Origin of the sequence: Pseudomonas sp. NPDC090592, from assembly GCF_044769185.1 — a bacterium.
Taxonomy (GTDB): Bacteria; Pseudomonadota; Gammaproteobacteria; order Pseudomonadales; family Pseudomonadaceae; genus Aquipseudomonas.
Genome location: NZ_JBIVXJ010000015.1, coordinates 122,779 through 141,708, shown reverse-complemented (window position 1 = coordinate 141,708; position 18,930 = coordinate 122,779). Strand labels below are relative to the sequence as shown.

The 18,930-nt window shown below is 62.3% G+C and carries 15 protein-coding genes; 11 read left to right on the top strand and 4 right to left on the bottom strand.

What is annotated here, in order from left to right:
• Window positions 1-27 precede the first annotated feature (27 nt).
• On the top strand, window positions 28-1,233 hold the full coding sequence (gene gltS, locus ACIQUI_RS15855; protein WP_403200156.1) for a sodium/glutamate symporter: 1,206 nt from the start codon (window positions 28-30) through the stop codon (window positions 1,231-1,233).
• A gap of 52 nt (window positions 1,234-1,285) precedes the next feature.
• Here gltS and ACIQUI_RS15850 read toward each other — a convergent pair whose 3' ends face one another.
• Both ACIQUI_RS15850 and ACIQUI_RS15845 read right to left on the bottom strand, forming a co-directional pair.
• Window positions 1,286-1,780 (bottom strand): RidA family protein, encoded by a 495-nt coding sequence (locus ACIQUI_RS15850; RefSeq protein WP_403200153.1) that lies wholly within the window; start codon window positions 1,778-1,780, stop codon window positions 1,286-1,288.
• Between the two features lie 78 nt (window positions 1,781-1,858).
• Entirely contained in the window at window positions 1,859-3,250 is a 1,392-nt protein-coding gene (locus ACIQUI_RS15845) for an NAD(P)/FAD-dependent oxidoreductase (RefSeq protein ID WP_403200194.1), read from the bottom strand.
• A gap of 600 nt (window positions 3,251-3,850) precedes the next feature.
• Between ACIQUI_RS15845 and gcvH the strand changes: the two genes are divergently transcribed.
• The 6 genes from gcvH to ACIQUI_RS15815 all read left to right on the top strand — a co-directional run bounded on the left by gcvH (window position 3,851) and on the right by ACIQUI_RS15815 (window position 10,885).
• Window positions 3,851-4,234 (top strand): glycine cleavage system protein GcvH, encoded by a 384-nt coding sequence (gcvH, locus tag ACIQUI_RS15840; protein ID WP_403200151.1) that lies wholly within the window; start codon window positions 3,851-3,853, stop codon window positions 4,232-4,234.
• Between the two features lie 11 nt (window positions 4,235-4,245).
• A complete protein-coding gene (gcvP, locus tag ACIQUI_RS15835; RefSeq protein ID WP_403200149.1) occupies window positions 4,246-7,101 on the top strand; it encodes an aminomethyl-transferring glycine dehydrogenase in 2,856 nt (951 codons plus the stop codon).
• A 109-nt stretch (window positions 7,102-7,210) separates the two neighbouring features.
• Window positions 7,211-8,587 (top strand): L-serine ammonia-lyase, encoded by a 1,377-nt coding sequence (locus ACIQUI_RS15830; protein ID WP_403200146.1) that lies wholly within the window; start codon window positions 7,211-7,213, stop codon window positions 8,585-8,587.
• Window positions 8,588-8,614: 27 nt separating this feature from the next.
• Window positions 8,615-9,736 (top strand): glycine cleavage system aminomethyltransferase GcvT, encoded by a 1,122-nt coding sequence (gene gcvT, locus ACIQUI_RS15825; RefSeq protein ID WP_403200144.1) that lies wholly within the window; start codon window positions 8,615-8,617, stop codon window positions 9,734-9,736.
• Between the two features lie 358 nt (window positions 9,737-10,094).
• Window positions 10,095-10,307: a cold-shock protein gene (locus tag ACIQUI_RS15820; protein WP_403200141.1), complete on the top strand. Its 213-nt coding sequence runs from the start codon at window positions 10,095-10,097 to the stop codon at window positions 10,305-10,307.
• Between the two features lie 89 nt (window positions 10,308-10,396).
• Window positions 10,397-10,885 carry an RDD family protein gene (locus ACIQUI_RS15815; protein ID WP_403200139.1) on the top strand — a complete coding sequence of 163 codons (489 nt, stop codon included), beginning with the start codon at window positions 10,397-10,399 and terminating at the stop codon, window positions 10,883-10,885.
• A gap of 183 nt (window positions 10,886-11,068) precedes the next feature.
• Here the strand turns inward: ACIQUI_RS15815 and lptG are convergent, their stop codons facing one another.
• Together lptG and lptF are read right to left on the bottom strand one after the other, a co-directional pair.
• The gene (lptG, locus tag ACIQUI_RS15810; protein ID WP_391124680.1) at window positions 11,069-12,130 is read right to left on the bottom strand and encodes an LPS export ABC transporter permease LptG; all 1,062 of its coding nucleotides are present in this window, start codon (window positions 12,128-12,130) and stop codon (window positions 11,069-11,071) included.
• On the bottom strand, window positions 12,123-13,238 hold the full coding sequence (gene lptF / locus ACIQUI_RS15805) for an LPS export ABC transporter permease LptF (protein ID WP_403200136.1): 1,116 nt from the start codon (window positions 13,236-13,238) through the stop codon (window positions 12,123-12,125). The genes lptG and lptF overlap by 8 nt, the downstream gene beginning before the upstream one ends.
• A 301-nt stretch (window positions 13,239-13,539) precedes the next feature.
• Between lptF and ACIQUI_RS15800 the strand changes: the two genes are divergently transcribed.
• The 4 genes from ACIQUI_RS15800 (at window position 13,540) to ACIQUI_RS15785 (ending at window position 18,925) form a co-directional block, all read left to right on the top strand.
• A complete protein-coding gene (locus ACIQUI_RS15800; protein ID WP_403200134.1) occupies window positions 13,540-15,033 on the top strand; it encodes a leucyl aminopeptidase in 1,494 nt (497 codons plus the stop codon).
• Between the two features lie 50 nt (window positions 15,034-15,083).
• Window positions 15,084-15,515 (top strand): DNA polymerase III subunit chi, encoded by a 432-nt coding sequence (locus ACIQUI_RS15795; protein WP_403200131.1) that lies wholly within the window; start codon window positions 15,084-15,086, stop codon window positions 15,513-15,515.
• A gap of 5 nt (window positions 15,516-15,520) precedes the next feature.
• Window positions 15,521-15,886: a DNA polymerase III subunit chi gene (locus ACIQUI_RS15790; RefSeq protein WP_403200128.1), complete on the top strand. Its 366-nt coding sequence runs from the start codon at window positions 15,521-15,523 to the stop codon at window positions 15,884-15,886.
• A 192-nt stretch (window positions 15,887-16,078) separates the two neighbouring features.
• Window positions 16,079-18,925: a valine--tRNA ligase gene (locus ACIQUI_RS15785; protein WP_403200125.1), complete on the top strand. Its 2,847-nt coding sequence runs from the start codon at window positions 16,079-16,081 to the stop codon at window positions 18,923-18,925.
• Window positions 18,926-18,930 lie beyond the last annotated feature (5 nt).

The following is an 18,930-nucleotide window of genomic DNA, read 5'->3' as shown; positions in this document are numbered from 1 at the left end:
ATGTCACCTTGAACGAAGAGTACCTTGATGTTTGAACTCGATTTTTACGGGACACTTGTAGCCGCCTCTTTAGTACTGCTACTGGGGCGCGGACTGGTCGCACGCATTAATTTTTTGCGTGTTTACAATATCCCGGAACCTGTTGCAGGCGGGTTGGTCGTTGCCTTGACACTCCTGGCACTGCGCAGTTTCGATATACACGTCCAGTTTGATACCTCGTTGCAGGCACCGTTGATGCTGGCATTCTTCGCCACCATCGGTTTGAGTGCAGACTTCGCCAGCCTGAAAAAGGGCGGCCGCGTGGTCGCGGTGTTTCTGCTGGTGGTTACAGGCTTGCTGGTGGTTCAGAACGGCATGGGCATCGGCCTTGCTAAAGCATTGGGGCTCGACCCGCTGATGGGCCTGCTGGCTGGCTCCATCACCCTGTCGGGTGGCCACGGTACAGGCGCAGCCTGGAGCACGACGTTCACCGAGAAGTTTGGCCTGGCATCGGCCTCCGAACTGGCAATGGCCTCGGCCACTTTCGGCTTGGTGCTGGGGGGCCTGATTGGCGGCCCGGTCGCCCGGCTGCTGATCAAGCGGGTCAAGATATCGGGAATCAAAGAAGCAACTCCACAACTACCAAAAGGCTTTGAACAGCCGGAAAAAGAACGCCTGATCACCTCGTTTTCATTCATCGAAACCTTGGCGCTGATTGCCGTCAGTTTGCTGGCTGGCACATTACTTAACGCCTTCCTGAAAGGGACGGCACTCGAACTACCGACGTTCGTTTGTGTACTCTTCGTGGGCGTATTGTTGCGCAACGGGCTTTCAGCGCTGGGCTTTTACCAGGTATTCGAACGGGAAGTATCCGTGCTGGGCAATGTGAGTTTGTCGTTGTTCCTGGCGATTGCCTTGATGTCACTCAAACTGTGGGACCTGGCAGCACTGGCCTTGCCGTTCTTCATACTGCTGGCTGCACAGACATTGGTCATGGCACTGTTTGCGATCTTCGTGACATTCCGGGTCATGGGCCGCAACTATGATGCGGCGGTGCTGGCGGCGGGGCACTGTGGCTTCGGCTTGGGTGCAACTCCCACGGCGATTGCCAACATGCAGGCGGTGACCCAACGTTACGGCGCCTCGCACATCGCCTTTCTGGTGGTGCCGATGGTAGGGGCGTTCTTCATCGACATCATCAACGTGATCGTGATCAAACTGTACCTGGCATTGCCGCTGTTCATCACTGGCTAAACCACCGGCCATTCCCGGGCATGGCTAGCCCGGGAATGGCGCATGCCTGGGTTCAGGGACGAACCGCTGTCACCTCGATCTCGACACGCCAGGCAGGGTCGGCCAGGCCGGCAATCTGGAACGCCGAGCGTGCAGGAAGCACTGGCTGCTTGGCGGCTGGCCCGAAGAATTGGGTATAGCCGGCCATGAAGCCGTCAAAGTCCATTTTCCCGCCGTTCTCCGGCCCGCCCACCAGGAACACCTGCATCTTCACCACGTCGGCAAGACCAAGGCCCAGTTCTTTCAGCTGCTGCTGAATGTTGCCAAGCACACTGATGGTTTGTGCCTTGGTATCACCGTAGGCTTGCAGCGAGCCCTTGGGTGCATCAGGGTGAATAACCGACGGCACAGAACCACTCAGGTACACAACCGCCTTGCCGGCAGGCACCTCTACAGCCGACGAAATAGGGAAACTACCTGCGCCATGGCGCACGATTTCTTGTGCATGAACGCCACCGGCACCTGCGAGTGCCACGGCCATTGCTGCGGTCGTTAAAGCAACTTTCATTCTGTACTCCTGATGATTACCAAAAATGTGCACGCATCGACGACGCGCGCACGGGTCATTCCATTGCGCCTGGTGTACTTAGAACCGATACAGGCTGAAGGGTTTGGGGTCTAGCACCGGCGCCTTGCCAAGCAGCAAGTCCGCCGACAATTCGGACGACACGGGGCTTTCGGTCATCCCCCAACCGGTTGCAGTGTTGAGGACCAGCCCCGGGTACTCATTGACCTGCGAAATGATGGGGTTTTCGTCGGGTGCGATGGCCATGGCACCGCTCCACTGATCGATCAGTTTCGCATCGCTGAAGGCGGGGAACTCGACCTTGAGCTTTTCCAGTGAGGCATTCAGTTCCGGCAGGTCCGGGGCTGCGGTCATCAGCCGGTTTTTCTCGAAAGGCGAAACCTCGTCCAGCTTCCAGTGCGTTGGCTGAATGAACGAATCGATCAGTTGCTTGTTGAGTGAGATGTGCACCGGGAAGTCGGGGATGGCCAGCAATGGCAAGTACTTGTAGCCATACATGAACGACTCTTTGACGACCGGGGCAACGACGACGCGTGGCGAGGTGGCGTATGTGCCGTCAGCCTGCTCGCGGAAGTAGATATTCCCCGGCAATGCCACGTTGCCCCCAGGTGCACGGGGTGCCGCGCTGATGATTTGCTGGGACTGGTAGGCGGGCAAGGTAGGCACATCGACGCCCAGGTTCTGCATGAACAGCCGGGACCATGCGCCGCCCGCCACGATCACCCGAGACGCCCTGATGGCGCCCTTTTCCGTCACTACATCGGAGATGGCACCTGCCTGGGTTTCCAGGCCCCTGGCGGCGCAGTGGGTGTAGATCCGTACCCCTATTTTCTTGGCATACTCGGCTATGACGAACGATGCGCGCTCGGCATCCAGGCTACCGGAGTCTTCCTCAAAACCGGCAACCGACCAGCGCGATGACGCACCACGCAGACGCTGTTCGAGTTCACGGCCTTGAATGATTCGCGTCTTGAAAGGAATATCCGCACCAACTTCCCGGGTTTTGACATCGATCCACTTTCTGACGCCTTCCAGGTCTTCTTCATCGAAAGGTACTTCGACCCGACCTTGTGTACGGTAACTTGTATCCACCCCCACTTTGGCATTCATTTCTCGCCAACGTTGCTTGGCAAGATGGTGCAACTGGAATGTCGCATCAGGCATCTTGTAGGTCATGACCTGGCCATAGAACCTGCACGACTGTTCGCCGGCAATCTCACCTTTTTCAACGACAACTACAGAAAGCCCACGCTCGACGAGGTTGATTGCAGTCATCAGCCCCAGAATACCGGCGCCAACGACGACGACATCTGCCTGCCCGGGAAGCGCCCCCGCAGTGCCCTCTACATAGCCAAACCGCGGTTTGCCGGGGATCAACCTGCCTTCGCGGGTCAGCAAGGGGGTTAGAATCCCCGCGGCACCCGCCACCGCCACGACGCCACCGCCAATCATGAATTTACGCCTTGTCATTCCCATGACACTTTCCTTTCCTGGTATTCGGTGTTGGTTGCATGAGCCCAGGCAGCGAGACACATACTTGGCCGAAAGCCGTCTTGGCCAAAGTTGCGTCAGGCTGACGGTTCAAATTGAAGGGCGGCCATTCTGGTGACGCTCCACCGCAGGAAAAATCGCTGAGGGCAAATACTTAGTTCACCCATTTGGAAACTTTCGTGCAGCCGACATAAAAAGTTGATAGAGCGACGCGGAAGTTTCCAAAGTTGCTTCAAGCCCAGGATCTGAATTGCCAATTAACACCACCGACAAGGTCGGTGCAGACCACGCGCATCACGCCGTATCGATTTAAATACAGCGGATTGAAATCGATACACGCCCCTCTCGATGCGCACGCACAAGGGTTTGATCCCGAAACCCTTTTCCCTCGTCAGCTTGCTGTAGCGTTTTCATTCCAGCTGGATGCGCATCGACTCTCAGAAAAATACTAAATTCATGATTTTTAAGGACTTTTTACGATTGGCCGCATTTTTGCTTCGAGAATCCCACCCAAGAGCGCGGAGCCACCGCGCCCAACGCCCTGCTTCCCGAGGATTCCCCATGAGCGAGTTGCGTTTCACTGAAGATCACGAATGGCTGCGCGTCGAAGCCGATGGCCGCGTCACCGTGGGCATCACCGCCTACGCCCAGAACGCCCTTGGCGATGTGGTTTTCGTGCAACTGCCAGAGTTGCAGCAGTATGAGAAAGGCAGCGAAGCGTCCACCGTCGAGTCGGTAAAAGCCGCCAGCGGCGTCTACATGCCCCTGACCGGTGAAGTGGTCGAGGTCAACGCCCAGCTCGAAGACAGCCCGGAACTGGTCAACGAAGACCCGCTGGGCGAAGGCTGGTTCTTCCGCTTCATCCCGGCCGACATGAACGAAGTCAGCGCCCTGCTCGACCAGGACAGCTACGACCGCCTGATCAAAGCCAACGACGACGCCTGAGGAACTCCGACATGACCATCAACCTCAGCACCGCCAACGAATTCATCGCCCGCCACATTGGCCCGCGTTCCGCTGACGAGCAGGCCATGCTCGCTATCCTGGGCTTCGACTCGCTGGAGGCCATGACCGCCGCGGTCATCCCCGACAGCATCAAAGGCACCAGCGTACTGGGCTCGCACGACGGCCAGAGCGAAGCCGACGCGCTCGCCGCGCTCAAGGCCATCGCCGGCAAGAACCAGCTTTTCAAAAGCTACATCGGGCAGGGCTACTACAACACCCACACCCCGGCGCCGATCCTGCGTAACCTGCTGGAAAACCCGGCCTGGTACACCGCCTACACCCCGTACCAGCCGGAGATTTCCCAAGGCCGCCTGGAAGCGCTGCTGAACTTCCAGACCCTGATCAGCGACCTGACCGGTCTGCCGATCGCCAACGCCTCCCTGCTCGACGAAGCCACTGCAGCAGCCGAGGCCATGACCTTCTGCAAGCGCCTGTCGAAGAACAAGGCCAGCCACGCCTTCTTCGCCTCCGTGCACTGCCACCCACAAACGCTCGACGTGCTGCGCACCCGTGCCGAGCCGCTGGGTATCGAGGTTGTAGTGGGCGACGAGCGCGAACTGGGCGATGTCAGCGCTTTCTTCGGCGCCCTGCTGCAATACCCGGCCAGCAACGGTGAAGTGTTCGACTACCGTGAAATGGTGCAGCGCTTCCACGCCGCCAACGCCCTGGTTGCCGTTGCGGCCGACCTGCTGGCCCTGACCCTGCTGACCCCGCCGGGCGAATTCGATGCCGACGTGGCCATCGGCAGCGCCCAGCGCTTCGGCGTGCCACTGGGCTTCGGTGGCCCGCACGCGGCCTACTTCGCCACCCGTGATGCCTTCAAGCGCGATATGCCGGGCCGCCTGGTCGGCGTGTCGATCGACCGCTTTGGCAAGACTGCCCTGCGCCTGGCCATGCAAACCCGCGAGCAGCACATCCGCCGCGAGAAGGCCACCAGCAACATCTGCACCGCCCAGGTGCTGCTGGCGAATATTGCCAGCATGTTCGCCGTGTACCACGGCCCGGCCGGCCTCAAGCGCATTGCCGAACGTACCCATGCCCTGACCGCAATCCTGGCCGCTGGCCTGAAGGCATCGGGCATGCAGGTAGTCGGCGCCAGCGCCTTTGATACCCTGACCCTGGCCACCGGCACTGCCACCGCCGGCCTGCACGACAAGGCTCGCGCCCAGGGTCTCAACCTGCGCCAGGTCGACGCCACCCACCTGGGCCTGTCGCTGGACGAAACCAGCAGCCAGGCAGATGTCGAAGCCCTGTGGCAGCTGTTCGCCGGCGATCAGGCACAACCTGACTTTGCCGCCCTGGCCGCCAGCACAGCCCCGCTGCTGCCAGCCACGCTGCTGCGCCAGTCGGCCATCCTCGAACACCCGGTGTTCAACCGCTACCACAGCGAAACCGAGCTGATGCGCTACCTGCGCCGCCTGGCCGACAAGGACCTGGCGCTGGACCGCAGCATGATCCCGCTGGGCTCGTGCACCATGAAGCTGAACGCCGCCAGCGAAATGATCCCGGTCACCTGGGCCGAGTTCGGCAACCTGCACCCGTTCGCCCCGGCCGAGCAGAGCCAGGGCTACCTGCAGATGACCACCGAGCTGGAAGCGATGCTGTGCGCCGCCACCGGCTATGACGCCGTGTCGCTGCAACCCAACGCCGGCTCCCAGGGCGAGTACGCGGGCCTGTTGGCCATCCGCGCCTACCACCGCAGCCGTGGCGAAAGCCACCGCGACATCTGCCTGATCCCATCGTCGGCCCACGGTACCAACCCGGCCACCGCCAACATGGCTGGCATGCGCGTCGTGGTCACCGCCTGTGATGCTCGCGGCAACGTCGATGTCGAGGACCTGCGCGCCAAGGCTATCGAGCACCGCGAGCGCCTGGCCGCGATCATGATCACCTACCCGTCGACCCACGGTGTGTTCGAGGAGGCGATCGGCGAAATCTGCGCGATCATCCACGACAACGGTGGCCAGGTGTACATCGACGGCGCCAACATGAACGCCATGGTCGGCCTGTGCGCCCCAGGCAAGTTCGGCGGCGACGTGTCCCACCTGAACCTGCACAAGACCTTCTGCATCCCGCACGGCGGTGGCGGCCCGGGTGTCGGCCCGATTGGCGTCAAGTCGCACCTGGCGCCGTTCCTGCCAGGCCATGCCCAGCTGGAAAACACCGAAGGTGCGGTATGCGCCGCGCCGTTCGGCAGCGCCAGCATCCTGCCGATCACCTGGATGTACATCCGCATGATGGGCGGTGCCGGCCTCAAGCGTGCCTCGCAGATGGCGATTCTCAATGCCAACTACATCGCCCGCCGCCTGGAAGAGCACTATCCTGTTCTGTATACCGGCGCAAATGGCCTGGTGGCCCACGAGTGCATTCTCGACCTGCGCCCACTGAAGGACACCAGCGGTATCAGCGTCGACGACGTGGCCAAGCGCCTGATCGACTTCGGCTTCCACGCCCCGACCATGTCCTTCCCGGTGGCCGGTACGCTGATGATCGAACCGACCGAAAGCGAGTCTAAAGAAGAGCTGGACCGCTTCTGCGACGCGATGATCCAGATCCGCGAGGAAATCCGTGCGGTCGAAAGCGGTAGCGTGGACAAGGACGACAACCCGCTGAAGAACGCCCCACACACGGCGGCTGAACTGGTTGGCGAATGGACCCACGGCTACAGCCGCGAGCAGGCGGTTTACCCGCTGCCAAGCCTGGTGGAAGGCAAGTACTGGCCACCGGTCGGCCGGGTTGACAACGTGTTCGGCGACCGCAACCTGGTATGCGCCTGCCCGTCGATCGAGAGCTATCAGGACGCCTGATAGCCCTCTGGCCCGGCACCTGACCTGAGGTGCGGCCCTCTGTGGGAGCGGGCATGCCCGCTCCCACAGGGTTCACCATCCGCCCACTATCCATGGCAGGAGGTCCACCATGTCACTGAGCGTCTTCGACCTGTTCAAGATCGGCATCGGCCCCTCCAGTTCGCACACGGTCGGCCCGATGCGCGCCGCTGCACGCTTCGCCGAAGGGCTGCGCCGTGATGGCCTGCTGACCCGCACCACCAGCGTCAAGGCCGAACTGTACGGCTCGCTGGGCGCCACCGGCAAGGGCCACGGCAGTGACAAGGCCGTGCTGCTGGGCCTGGAAGGTGAACACCCCGACACCGTCGACACCGACATCATCCCCGCCCGCCTGCAAGCCATCCGCGACAGCGGCCGCATCAACCTGTTGGGCGAGCACAGCATCGCGTTCATCGAAAAGCAGCACCTGGCGATGATCCGCAAGCCGCTGGACTACCACCCCAATGGCATGATCTTCCGCGCCTTCGATGACGCCGGCCTGCAGATCCGCAGCCGCGAGTACTACTCGGTGGGCGGCGGTTTCGTGGTGGACGAAGACGCCGCCGGCCACGACCGCATCGTCGAGGACAGCACCGTACTGCCCTACCCGTTCAAGACCGCCAAGGAACTGCTCGGCCACTGCACCACGCAAAACCTGTCGATCAGCCAGGTGATGCTGGCCAACGAGGCCGCCTGGCGCCCAGAGGCACAAACCCGCGCCGGGCTGCTGCGCATCTGGCAGGTGATGCAGGATTGCGTCGAAGCCGGCTGCCAGCATGAAGGCATATTGCCGGGCGGGCTGAAGGTCAAGCGCAGGGCTCCAGCCCTGTACCGCCAGCTGAGTCGCCACCCGGAGGCAAGCTTGCGCGATGCCCTTTCGGTACTCGACTGGGTCAACCTCTACGCCTTGGCGGTGAACGAAGAAAACGCCTACGGCGGGCGCGTGGTCACTGCGCCCACCAACGGCGCGGCAGGCATCGTCCCGGCGGTGTTGCACTACTACATGCGCTTCGTCCCGGGTGCCAGCGATGACGGGGTGGTGCGTTTTCTGCTCACTGCCGCCGCCATCGGCATCCTGTACAAGGAAAATGCCTCCATCTCCGGCGCCGAAGTGGGCTGCCAGGGCGAGGTCGGCGTGGCCTGCTCGATGGCCGCCGGGGCGCTGTGCGAAGTCATGGGCGGTAGCGTGCAGCAGGTGGAAAACGCCGCTGAAATCGGTATGGAACACAACCTGGGCCTGACCTGCGACCCGATCGGCGGGCTGGTCCAGGTGCCCTGCATCGAGCGCAACGCCATGGGCTCGGTGAAGGCGATCAATGCGGTACGCATGGCCTTGCGCGGCGACGGGCAACACTTCGTGTCACTCGACAAGGTCATCCGCACCATGCGCCAGACCGGCGCCGACATGAAAAGCAAATACAAAGAGACCGCCCGTGGCGGCCTGGCCGTCAACATCATCGAATGTTGACCCGACAACAACAGCAAGGAGTCACCGATGTCCGAAACACTGCTCAAGACCCCACTGCACGCCCTGCACCTGGAACTGGGTGCGCGCATGGTGCCGTTCGCCGGCTACGACATGCCCGTGCAGTACCCGCTGGGCGTGCTCAAGGAGCACCTGCATACCCGCGAGCAGGCCGGCCTGTTCGATGTCTCGCACATGGGCCAGATCACCTTGCGCGGTGCCGACGCGGCTAAGGCCCTGGAAAGCCTGGTGCCGGTGGACATCATCGACCTGCCGGCAGGCATGCAACGTTATGCCATGTTCACGAACGACCAAGGCGGCATCCTTGACGACCTCATGGTTGCCAACCTCGGTGATGACACGCTGTTCCTGGTGGTCAACGCCGCCTGCAAGGACCAGGACCTGGCCCACCTGCAGAAACATATTGGCAACCGTTGCGAGGTGCAGCCACTGTTCGAAGAGCGTGCCCTGCTCGCCCTGCAAGGCCCGGCAGCGGTCAAGGTGCTGGAGCGCCTGGCCCCGGAAGTGGCCGGCCTGACCTTCATGCAGTTCCGCCCGGTGAAACTGCTGGGTGAGGACTGCTTCGTCAGCCGCTCGGGCTACACCGGCGAAGACGGCTACGAGATCTCGGTCCCCGCCCACGCCGCCGATGCCCTTGCCCGTCGCCTGCTGGCCGAGCCGGAAGTACAGCCGATCGGCCTGGGTGCTCGCGACTCGCTGCGCCTGGAAGCCGGCCTGTGCCTGTATGGCCACGACATGAACAGCGAAACCACCCCGATTGAAGCCAGCCTGCTGTGGGCGATTTCCAAGGTACGCCGTGCCGATGGCGCACGTGCCGCAGGCTTCCCGGGTGCCGAAGCGATCTTCGCGCACCAGTGTGACGGTGTGGCACGCAAACGTGTCGGCCTGTTGCCGCAAGAGCGTACGCCAGTGCGTGAAGGTGCGGATATTGTCGATGCCCACGATAAACCCGTAGGCAAAGTATGCAGCGGGGGCTTTGGCCCGACACTCGGTGCGCCTGTAGCAATGGGTTATATCGATAGTGAACATGCCACACTCGACACTGCACTTTTTGCCGTCGTGCGCGGCAAGAAGGTTGCCTTGAAAGTCAGCAAAATGCCTTTCGTGGCGCAACGTTACTACCGTGGTTGAAACGGCTTTGTGAAGGTTTAGGGCAGGCCCGTCATATTCGTTTTCGAACCTGCCCAATAACTTTTGAACATGGCGCCAGGCCAGGCGCCATGCCGTTTCCGACAAAGCGGTCGGTTATCGGCAAACGGCCATTTTTCCATACGACCAAGGGCTTGTTTTTCGCTCGGCAGTTGGCGTACATTCAAGGGACTGTGTTTGCATGGGTCGCAACAGTTCGTGACCTGGGCCAGTAGCCGATATTTGCTACAACCCGTTCGACGTCTCTTACTTTCCTGCAACCCAGCCCAGTAATCTTTCGCTTACAAAAAAGTGCGAAAGTAACTGTCATCAAAATTTAAGCTTCATAGGAAATAAGACAATGACTCAGCGTCAGAACGGTACCGTCAAGTGGTTCAATGACGAAAAAGGTTACGGCTTCATCACCCCAGAAAGCGGTGCTGATCTGTTCGTGCACTTCCGCGCTATTGAAGGCAACGGCTTCAAGAGCCTGAAAGAAGGCCAGAAGGTCACCTTCGAAGCAGTCCAGGGCCAGAAAGGCCTGCAGGCTGACAAAGTCCAGGTTCAAGGCTAAGCCGCACCCGACTTCAAAAAGCCCCTGCCAAGTGCAGGGGCTTTTTTTTGCCCGTAGAATAGCGGCTTCGATTTCTGGAGCTGTCCTGCATGACCAAGCCTCTGCTCACACCCCAGGGTGATTTTCCGCCGGTCGGCCTGGGCCGGCGCCTGGCGGCGATGTTCTATGACTTTCTGCTGTGCACGGCGCTGCTGATCGTGACTGCCGGCGCCTACAAGCTGATCCAGATGACGATCATTGGCGAAGCGCGCATGCGCGAGCTGACCGAGGCCGGCGCACTGGATGGCGACCCGTTGCTGTCGACGGTACTGCTGTTTGCCTTGTTCGGCTTCTTTGCCAAATTCTGGACCCACGGTGGGCAGACGCTGGGCATGCAGGTATGGGGCGTGCGGGTGCAGAACGCCGATGGCTCGGCCATCAGCCTGTGGCAGGCGTTGCTGCGCTTCGTGGTGTCGATTGCTTCCTGGCTGTGCCTGGGGCTGGGGTTTTTCTGGGTGTTGATCGACAAGCACAAGCGTGGCTGGCATGACATCTATTCGGAAAGCCAGCTGGTGCGGGTGCCGAAGCTGAAGAAATAAACCAAAGATTTTTGTTGGCGTTGCCGGCCTCTTCGCGGGCTCGCCCGCTCCCACAGGGATCGCACCCACCTTGATGCCTGCGCTGTACCTGTGGGGGCGGGCATGCCCGCGAAGAGGCCGGCACAGGCTGACACCCACAAAAAAGCCGACCCTCAGGTCGGCATTTTTGTGCAGCTCAGGCCACTACCCCGCCCGGCGCAATAACCACAAACCGGCCAAGGCACAGATGCCCGCCGGGATCACCACCGCCAACAGCGGCGGGAAGCCGAACACCTGGCTCGATGGCCCCAGCAGGTCCTGGGCGATGCGGAACACAAAGCCCACCAGCACGCCGGTGAACACGCGCTGGCCAAGGGTGACCGAACGCAGCGGGCCGAAGATGAACGAGATCGCCATCAGCACCAGCGCCGCCGTCACCATCGGCTGCAACACCTTGGTCCAGAACGCCAGCCAGTAGCGGGCATTGTTCAGGCCCTGATCCGACAGGTAGTGAATGTAGTCCCACAGGCCGGTAATCGACAGCGACTCTGGCGCCAGGATTACCGTATTGAGCAGTTCCGGCGTAAGCGAAACGTCCCAGCGCTCCTCTGGCGCGTTGACGACTTCGGTATGGTCGCCACGGAAGTAGGTGGTACGCACGTCGGCTAGCAGCCAGTGGTCGGCCTGGTACTGCGCGCGGCGGGCAAAGCTCGACGTCACGATCTTGCGCTCGCTGTCGAAGCGGTAACGGGTCACACCCAGCAACAGGCCATTAGGCTGCACAGCGTTGATGTGCACGTACTCCTCACCCTGGCGGTGCCACATGCCGCGCTTGGAGCTTTGCGCCTCACCACCGCCCTGGGCCAGGGAACGGTCGGCCTGGGCCTTGTTCTCGGTCACCGGAGCCAGGTACTCGCCGATCAGCAGGCCGACCAGCATCAGCACCAGCATCGGCTTCATCACCGCCCAGACGATGCGGCCGATCGACACCCCGGCCGCACGCATGATGGTGAGTTCGCTGCTACTGGCCAGGCTGCCCAGGCCGATCAGGCAGCCGATCAAGGCGGCCATCGGCAGCATGTCGTACAGCCGCCGGGGTGCAGTCAGCAGGACGAAGTTACCGGCCTCCATCACCGTGTAGGTGTCACTCAGGTCGCTCATCTCGTCGATGAAGGCGAACAGCGAGGCCAGGCCGAGGATGATGCCCAGCACGGCCAGGATGGCCAGCAGCACGCTCTGGCCGATGTAGCGGTCCAGCTTACCCATGGGCCACCTCCGCACGACGGGCAGCGCGCTTGAGGCGCAGCGGTTCCCAATACAACAGGGCCAGGCCGATCAGCAGGAACAGGCCGTGGACCCACCACATGCCCAGGCCAATCGGCAATTTGCCCTTCTCGAGGGCGCCGCGTACGGAAATCAGCATTGTCAGGTAGGCCATGTACAGGAGAATTGCCGGCAGCAGTTTGAGGAAGCGGCCCTGGCGAGGGTTGACCCGCGACAGCGGCACCGCCAGCAGGGTGACGACGAACACCAGGATCGGCAGCGACAGCCGCCATTGCAGTTCGGCACGCTCACGCAGGCCCTTCTTGCCGATCAGCTCGGAAGTGGGGATGGCTTCGCGCTCGGTCACTTCCTCGGCGACTTCCGGCTTGGGCAGCAGCACACCGTACGTGTCGTACTTGATCGCGCGGTAATCGGCCTGGCCAGGGTTACCGTCATAGCGGTAGCCGTTTTCCAGCACCAGGTAGCGGTTGCCGTCGGCCTGGATCTCCTGGTGGCCTTTCTCGGCGACCAGTACCGACGGGGCGCGATCCTTGGTCTTGTCCTGGTTGAAGCGCTTCTCGGAGATGAACACCCCGGCCAGGTTGACGCGGTCGTCCGACAGCTGCTCGGTGTAGGTGACCCGCGAGCCGTCACGCAAGGTCTGGAAGCGGCCCGGCACCAAGGTGTCGAACTCGGTCAGCGTGTCCTGCTGGGCGATGATCTGCTGCACCTGGGCCACGCCCAGCGGTGCCAGGCTCAAGCTCAGCCAGGCGACCAGCAGGGCGACCAGGGCAGCCGGCGCCATGGTCAGGCCCAGCAGGCGCTGCTGGCTCATGCCGGTGGCCGACAGCACGGTCATCTCGCTTTCCAGGTACAGCCGCCCGTAAGCCAGAAGAATGCCAAGGAACAGCCCCAGAGGCAGGATCAGCTGCAGGAAGCCCGGCAGCCGGAAGCCCATGATCAGGAACAGCACGCCCGGGTCGAGCACGCCCTGCGCAGCCTGGGCCAGGTACTTGATGAAGCGCCCGCTCATGATGATCACCAGCAGCACAGCGCTGACGGCGCTCAAGGTCACCAGGACCTCGCGGGACAGATAACGAAAGACGATCAAACCAGACACTCCTGGGTTGTCAGGGCGGACTGCCATGCAATGGCGCCAAACAATGACTTAGTACATCCAAGACCAATGCCGGTTCGCCAAAGGCGAACCTCCATGTAAAGTGCGCGCATTATCCTGTGATTGACCGCCCCTGTCACTTGGCCGCGCATGAAGGCGCAAAACGGGGTTGTCAGCACGCTTGCCGCAGGCTCAAACTGGCAGCTTTTCTGCTGGCACGCGACTACGCGGCCAGGCCCGTCCAGAGCGCTGGCACACACAGCGTCATTGGTATCGAACATTCGGGGATCCTGACATGGAACTGGTTGTAAAAAGCGTAGCTGCTGCATCGGTAAAAACTGCCACCCTGGTCATTCCGGTAGATGAAAACCGCAAGCTCGGCGCCGTTGCCAAGGCTGTCGACCAAGCCTGCGAAGGTGCCATCAGTGCCGTGCTCAAGCGTGGTGACCTGGCCGGCAAGCCGGGCCAGACCCTGCTGCTGCAAAACCTGCCTGGCCTGAAGGCCGAGCGCGTGCTGCTGGTAGGCAGCGGCAAGGACGAAGCCCTGGGCGACCGCGCCTGGCGCAAACTGGTTGCCAGTGTCGCTGGCGTGCTCAAGGGCCTGAATGGCGCTGACGCCGTGCTGGCCCTGGACGATATCGCGGTCAGCAACCGCGACGCGCACTACGGCAAATACCGCCTGCTGGCCGAAACCCTGCAGGACGGCGAGTACGTGTTCGACCGTTTCAAAAGCCAGAAAGCCGAGCCACGCGCCCTGAAAAAAGTCACCCTGCTGGCCGACAAGGCCGGCCAGGCCGACGTCGAGCGTGCCGTCAAGCACGCTACCGCCATCGCCACCGGCATGGCCTTTACCCGCGACCTGGGCAACCTGCCGCCTAACCTGTGCCACCCGAGCTTCCTCGCCGAACAGGCCAAGGACCTGGGCAAGGCGCACAAGGCGCTGAAGGTCGAAGTGCTGGATGAGAAAAAAATCAAGGACCTGGGCATGGGCGCTTTCTACGCCGTGGGCCAGGGCAGCGACCAGCCACCACGCCTGATCGTGCTCAACTACCAGGGCGGCAAGAAGGCAGACAAGCCGTTCGTGCTGGTGGGCAAGGGCATCACCTTCGATACCGGCGGCATCAGCCTCAAGCCAGGCGCCGGCATGGACGAAATGAAATACGACATGTGCGGCGCCGCCAGTGTGCTGGGCACCCTGCGTGCAGTACTCGAGCTGCAACTGCCAATCAACCTGGTGTGCCTGCTGGCCTGCGCCGAGAACATGCCGAGCGGCGGCGCTACCCGCCCAGGTGACATCGTCACCACCATGAGCGGCCAGACCGTGGAAATCCTCAACACCGACGCCGAAGGCCGCCTGGTGCTGTGCGACACCCTGACCTACGCCGAGCGCTTCAAGCCACAGGCGGTGATCGACATTGCCACCCTGACCGGCGCCTGCATCGTCGCACTGGGCAGCCACACCTCTGGCCTGATGGGCAACAACGACGACCTGGTCGGCCAGTTGCTCGATGCCGGCAAGCGCGCCGACGACCGTGCCTGGCAGCTGCCGCTGTTCGACGAATACCAGGAGCAGCTGGACAGCCCGTTCGCCGACATGGGTAACATCGGCGGACCGAAAGCCGGCACCATCACCGCAGGCTGCTTCCTGTCGCGCTTTGCCAAGGCTTACAACTGGGCGCACATGGACATCGCCGGTACCGCCTGGGTCAGCGGCGGCAAGGACAAGGGCGCCACGGGCCGCCCGGTGCCCCTGCTGACCCAGTACCTGCTGGACCGCGCTGGCGCCTGACGCCGTGAGACCGGTGGTGCCTTGCGCGCCACCGGCCGGCGATTCCCACCATGAGCAAAGTCGACTTCTACATCTTGCCCACCGACTCGCTGTCGGCGCGGCTCGATTTCGCCTGCAAGCTGTGCGAAAAGGCCTGGCGCCTGGGGCATCGGGTCTACCTGCATTGCCAGGACAGCGAGCAGCGCAACGCGCTGGACCAACGGTTGTGGCACTTCAAGGGCGAGGCCTTCGTGCCCCACGACCTGGCCGAAGCGCATGCCGATGCCAGCGTAGCCCTGGGCCTGGCCAGCGACAGTGCCGGCGATCATCGCGACCTGCTGATCAACCTGGGCGCCAGCGTGCCGGGCTTTGTCGGCCAGTTCGAGCGGGTGGCCGAAATCGTGGTCGAGGAGCCTGGCATCCGCCAACCGGCCCGCGAGCGATTCCGTTTCTACCGTGAACAGGGCTATGCTCTGCAAGACCACCGCTTACAGCGACTTTGACGACGATGGACAAGCCCTCACCCCTGCCCGACTCCGCCCATCTGCTCGATGATCTCGAGTCGATTCGCCAGCTGCTTGGCGACGCCGACCTGCAACCGCCGCTGCTCACCGAAACGGTGGAACAAATCCCGTTGCTGCTGGAGGAGCCTGCCGGCAACCCGGCACGGGTTGTCGAGCCGGTGGCTGCCGAGCCCGCGGATGACCCCCAGGCCCGCCGCCAGGACACCCTGCTGCACCTGGAAAGCGAGTTGCGCGCAGCGGCACAGATGATCATGCAGGACGTGATCAACGACTTCACCCCGCATATCGAGAACGAGATCAAGCGCCGGCTGGATGCGCGGATCGAACGGTTGATCAAGCGTTCCGAGTAAAACCTGGCATCGGTGTTGCCTGCTTCGCGGGCATGCCCGCTCCCACAGGACCTGCGGTGGACTTGTGGGAGCGGGCGTGCCCGCGAAGCAGGCGACACAGTTCCGACAGTTGTCAGCAGCTTGTCGCCTGCGGCCCCCAGCTTGGTTATACTTCCCGGCTTTCCCGAATAAATGCACAGGGTCCCGCCGCGCATGGATAAGACCTACCAGCCGCACGCCATCGAAACTTCCTGGTACAACACCTGGGAGTCCGAGAACTATTTCGCCCCACAAGGTGCAGGCGAGTCCTACACCATCATGATCCCGCCGCCGAACGTGACCGGCAGCCTGCACATGGGCCACGGGTTCAACAACGCGATCATGGACGCCCTGATCCGTTTCCGCCGTATGCAAGGCCGCGACACCCTGTGGCAGCCAGGCACCGACCACGCTGGTATCGCCACGCAGATGCTGGTCGAGCGCCAGCTCGAAGCCAAGGGCCAGAACCGTCATGACCTGGGCCGCGAAAAGTTCCTGGACAAGGTCTGGGAATGGAAGGACCAGTCCGGTGGCAACATCAGCCGCCAGATCCGCCGCCTGGGTTCGTCGGTCGACTGGAGCCGTGAGCGCTTCACCATGGACGACGGCCTGTCCGGCGCGGTCAAGGAAGCCTTTGTGCGCCTGCATGAAGACGGCCTGATCTACCGCGGCAAGCGCCTGGTCAACTGGGACACCAAGCTGCACACGGCCATCTCCGACCTCGAAGTGGAAAACCACGACGAGAAGGGCCACCTGTGGAACCTGCGCTACCCGCTTGCCGATGGCGCCAAGACCGCCGAAGGCCTGGACTACCTGGTGGTTGCCACCACCCGTCCGGAAACCCTGCTGGGTGACGCTGCCGTTGCGGTCAACCCGAACGACGAACGCTACCAGGCACTGATCGGCAAGTTCGTCGAACTGCCGCTGGTCGGCCGCCGCATTCCGATCATCGCCGATGACTACTGCGACCCCGCGTTCGGTACCGGCTGCGTGAAGATCACCCCGGCCCACGACTTCAACGACTATGAAGTCGGCAAGCGCCACAACCTGCCGCTGCTGAACATCTTCGACAAGAACGCCTTCGTGCTCGCCAGCGCCCAGGCCTTCAACCTCGACGGCAGCGTCAACGAGCAGGTCGATACCAGCCTGCCAGCCCAGTACGCCAACCTTGACCGCTTCGTCGCGCGCAAGCAGATCGTTGCCGACCTGGATGCCCAGGGCCTGCTGGTGAGCATTGATGACCACGCCCTGAAGGTGCCCAAAGGCGACCGTTCGGGCACTGTCATCGAGCCATGGCTGACCGACCAGTGGTATGTCTCCACCAAGCCGCTGGCAGAGCCGGCCATCGCTGCCGTGGAAGATGGCCGCATCCAGTTCGTGCCCAAGCAGTACGAGAACATGTACTTCTCCTGGATGCGTGACATCCAGGACTGGTGCATCAGCCGCCAGCTGTGGTGGGGCCACCGCATCCCGGCGTGGTACGATGAGGCCGGCCAGGTCTACGTTGGCCGCGACGAGGTAGAAGTGCGCGCCAAGCACAAGCTGGGTGCCGACGTGGTCCTGCGCCAGGACGACGACGTACTCGACACCTGGTTCAGCTCGGGCCTGTGGACCTTCTCCACCCTGGGCTGGCCGGAACAGACCGAGTTCCTCAAGAAGTTCCACTCCACCGACGTACTGGTGACCGGCTTCGACATCATCTTCTTCTGGGTTGCGCGCATGATCATGCTGACCATGCACCTGATCAAGAACGAAGACGGCACCCCGCAGGTACCGTTCAAGACCGTGTACGTGCACGGCCTGGTCCGTGACGGCCAGGGCCAGAAGATGTCCAAGTCCAAGGGCAACGTACTGGACCCGCTGGACATCGTCGACGGCATCACCCTCGATGCCCTGCTGGAAAAACGCACCAGCGGCATGATGCAGCCCAAGCTTGCCGAGAAGATCGCCAAGCAGACCAAGGCCGAGTTCCCGGAAGGGATCGCCAGCTACGGCACCGACGCCCTGCGCTTCACCTTCTGCTCGCTGGCCTCCACTGGCCGCGACATCAAGTTCGACATGGGCCGCGTCGAAGGCTACCGCAACTTCTGCAACAAGATCTGGAACGCCGCCCGCTACGTGCTGGACAAGGGCGAGGACTGCGGCCAGAACGGCGAAGCCTACGAACTGTCGCTGGCTGACCGCTGGATCATCTCGCAGTTGCAACGCACCGAAGCCGAAGTGACCCGCCAGCTGGAGCAGTTCCGCTTCGACCTGGCCAGCCAGGCGCTGTACGAGTTCATCTGGAACCAGTACTGCGACTGGTACCTGGAGCTGTCCAAGCCGGTACTGTGGGACGAAAATGCCCCGGTCGAGCGTGCCCGTGGCACCCGCCGTACCTTGGTACGCGTGCTTGAAGTGGCGCTGCGCCTGGCGCACCCGTTCATGCCGTTCATTACCGAAGAAATCTGGCAGCGCATCGCGCCGCTGGCGGGCATCGAAGGCAAGACCATCATGCTGCAACCTTGGCCTGTGGCCAATGAAGCACGCATCGATGCCGCCGCCGAAGGCGACATCGAGTGGCTGAAAGAGCTGATGGTTGGCCTGCGTAACATCCGTGCCGAAATGAACATCGGCCCGGGCAAGCCGCTGCCGCTGTTCCTGAAGAACGCCAACGCCGAAGACCAGCGTCGCCTGCAGGAAAACGAAGCCCTGCTGAAGAAGCTGGCCAAGGTCGAATCGTTCACCGTACTGAGCGACGCCGACGAGGCGCCGCTGTCGGCCACTGCACTGGTCGGTGACCTGCAAGTGCTGGTGCCAATGGCCGGGCTGATCGACAAAGATGCCGAACTGGCGCGCCTGAACAAGGAAATCCAGCGCCTGCAGGGCGAAGTGGCACGCGTGGGTGGCAAGCTGTCCAACGCGGCCTTTGTCGACAAGGCACCGCCTGCGGTGATCGAGAAGGAACGAGCCAAGCTGGCCGAGTCCGAGCAGGCCCTGGCCAACTTCACCGAGCAGCATGCGCGGATTGCAGCGCTGTAACCAAA